General features: G+C 48.9%; 2 protein-coding genes. Both read right to left on the bottom strand.

Translation table 11 applies throughout. From position 1 onward, the window contains the following. Positions 1 to 312: 312 nt before the first annotated feature. The gene (locus CLOSYM_RS08625; RefSeq protein WP_044902281.1) at positions 313 to 1,710 is read right to left on the bottom strand and encodes a L,D-transpeptidase family protein; all 1,398 of its coding nucleotides are present in this window, start codon (positions 1,708 to 1,710) and stop codon (positions 313 to 315) included. Positions 1,711 to 1,833: 123 nt separating this feature from the next. Then, positions 1,834 to 2,403, bottom strand: coding sequence for a biotin transporter BioY (locus CLOSYM_RS08620; RefSeq protein ID WP_003498678.1), 570 nt, complete (start codon positions 2,401 to 2,403; stop codon positions 1,834 to 1,836). Positions 2,404 to 2,639 lie beyond the last annotated feature (236 nt).

Genomic DNA, 2,639 nt, shown 5'->3' with positions numbered 1-2,639 from the left:
CGAGAGCGGGATTCTCCGCCTGCGGCGGGTCGCTGTAGCGGCATTATTCCCTACCGCCGCAGTGCGTTCCCCCGCAAAGCGGTTTTTATTTACAGGAGAAATATCCTGTTAAGATGTTGGGATCTAAAGGTCTTTTGCCCCCTTTGATACCGGATTGCTCCGCACTGCGTGCTCACACAAGCCTCAAAAAAAGATGCAGGATTCATTTCGAAGTGAATCCCGCATCTTTTTTATCGATGGCGGTGACCTGTACGCAGAGCGGACAGGTTATCGTTAGCAGCGTAAGGTCTCCCCGCTCTTTACCGTTTCAGTTTAATTGTAACAGATGACCGGAATGCCTGTATAGACCAGATCATACAGAATTTTCGCCTTCGCCGGCGGCAGGTTGATACATCCGTGGCTTCCGCCGTACTGATATATCGTGCCTCCGAATTTGCTTCTCCAGTCCGCATCATGAAGACCGATTCCACCGTTGAACGGCATCCAGTAATCCACATGGCTCTCATACTCATAAGTGCCGTCCGCCTGCTTGGCGCCTCTTAAGATTCTGTCCGTCTGCTTGTAGGTGAGGCTGTATATTCCTTCCGGAGTCGTATAGTTCTTCGACACATTGCCCGTGACGCACGGGGCATCCCAAACGATCGCTCCGTCCTTAATCATATAGACATGCTGGCCGCCCAGATCAATCTCCACATAGGTGTTCCCCCAGTCAGGAGCCGTCCTGCTGGCGGCGGAGGCGGTATACTGAGGTTCCCATGTCTGGCTCTGTCCCATCCGGATCATCGCGATTAACGCCTCAACCTCTGTTGCCTGATTGAGTTTCCAGCCGTACGGGCCTGTTAGTGTCACATCCTTGCCTGTCGCCGTATGAAAAACCCTGGCGGTTCCGGCCGTGTCATACTTGGCCGCCAATGCAGCAATGTAGGCTGCGGCGGCATTTCTGTCAACCTGAATCTGTCCGTCCTTGGAACCGGTGAACCAGCTGGTGAACACGGCGCCGGTGAGCTCTTCCTTATTCTCGCCGAAATTATATGTGATTACCATGTCTTTACTCTGGTTCATCTTATCGCAGAGCGCCTTTAACTGTTCATTGTCCTTTGTAACCTGCACCGTATAATAGCATCCGTTCTCCACCAGATTCACCTGGCTCTGTCCGGAGGCAGCTGCGGCCTTAATTACCGCTTCCGTCTTTGCCGCATCCACATTATTGCCCTGCACTTCCGGTATAATCGTGAAGGGCTGTCCCTCCTGATAAGGCGAGATACGGGCATCCGCCGTCGTGATGATGCTGCCTCCGTTTATACATTCCAGTCCACGGATTCTCGCCGTGAGAAGCGCTTCGTCATAGGAAGCCTGAAGCTCCAGTGTATGGGAATTATCGGAAGAAGGTCCTGACTGGCGTCCCGTGTTATTCTGCTGGCTCAGAATTTCTTTCAGATTGTCAGGGACCGTTACCCTGTACCCAATCTCCGTACCGTTAATATTCTCTTTCTTTCCGTCTTTCTCAATAATTGTCAGGTTGTAGCTCGAAGCGTAGGACTGCTCGATTTTCGCCTTTGCTTCTGCTTCTGTAAGTCCTCCTATCACAATACCATTCACATCTGTCCCCGTCACAAACTGCGACGCGTCATCTGCCAGAGTAGTAAAGCTGAACGCGAGCGCCAGAACCGACACCGCTCCCAGAGTTCTTAAGACCTTTCTTTTTCTCATTCTTTCAACCTCTATCTGTTTTTGTTTTGGCCGTTTAGCAGCCTGTTTATAATATAGCACGACCACAAGCCGAATTTCCACCGTTTTTTCAAAACAAATGAAATTGTCATAAAAATTTAAGTTTTACCGTATCTTCTGTAATATCGGAAGCAGCCTGACTGCCAGAGCGGACGCCAGCACGCAGAGGAGGAAATCACCTCCCACCGTAAGCAGGAAACAATTTACAAGCACGATTCCCCACGTTACGGGCATACTGATTACGTAATTGCTGATAAAATAAAAGTAAAGCATCCCGGACAGATACATGACCATCATACCGGCAAATGCCGCTGCCAGAAGATTCAGAAACGTATGTCGGTGTAAGCGCTCAGAAAGTGTTCCTGTCGTATAGGCGGCGCCTGCAAACCCCAGCAGAAAGCCGAAGGTCGGGCGCACCAGATAAGCCGGTCCGCCTCCTGCCGCAAAGACGGGAACTCCAACTAGCCCAATTACGAGATACGCAAGGACGCTGGCACTTCCCAATTTCCCGCCCAGTACAAAAGCAGCCAGCAGAACAAAAAAGAACTGCAGGGTAAAATGCATAGGAAAAGGCTGTACGGGGATACTTATTTTTATAAATGCGCCGGTGGCAACAAGTGCGGCAAACATGCCGCATAATACGATTTGTTCGATTGATAGTGTTTTCTGTCTCATGTTCATTCTCCTTTAGTTGTAGCCATTCCCTTATTGGGGCCATGTCCTACTAATTATAGCAGAATGCGTACAGAAATCCAGCCTGAATATTCCAGACTTCCATTTTCTTACAGTTTTTTTGTTTTCGTAACATTTGTTACGGACTTCATTCATTTTTTATGGTATCTTATCTACAGAACAAATAACAAATCAAAAAACAAACAGCATTCTGGTGATATGTCAAGAACTTTTTGAAA

Origin of the sequence: [Clostridium] symbiosum ATCC 14940 (assembly GCF_000466485.1) — a bacterium.
Taxonomy (GTDB): Bacteria; Bacillota; Clostridia; order Lachnospirales; family Lachnospiraceae; genus Otoolea; species Otoolea symbiosa.
Note: the sequence above shows the minus strand (reverse complement) of the source record. Positions and strands in the feature narration are given on the sequence as shown.

Coding starts and splice junctions, on each gene's coding strand:
- CLOSYM_RS08625 (WP_044902281.1), bottom strand. CDS start 1,710: ATGAGAAAAAGAAAGGTCTTAAGAACTCTGGGAGCGGTGTCGGTTCTG.
- CLOSYM_RS08620 (WP_003498678.1), bottom strand. CDS start 2,403: ATGAGACAGAAAACACTATCAATCGAACAAATCGTATTATGCGGCATG.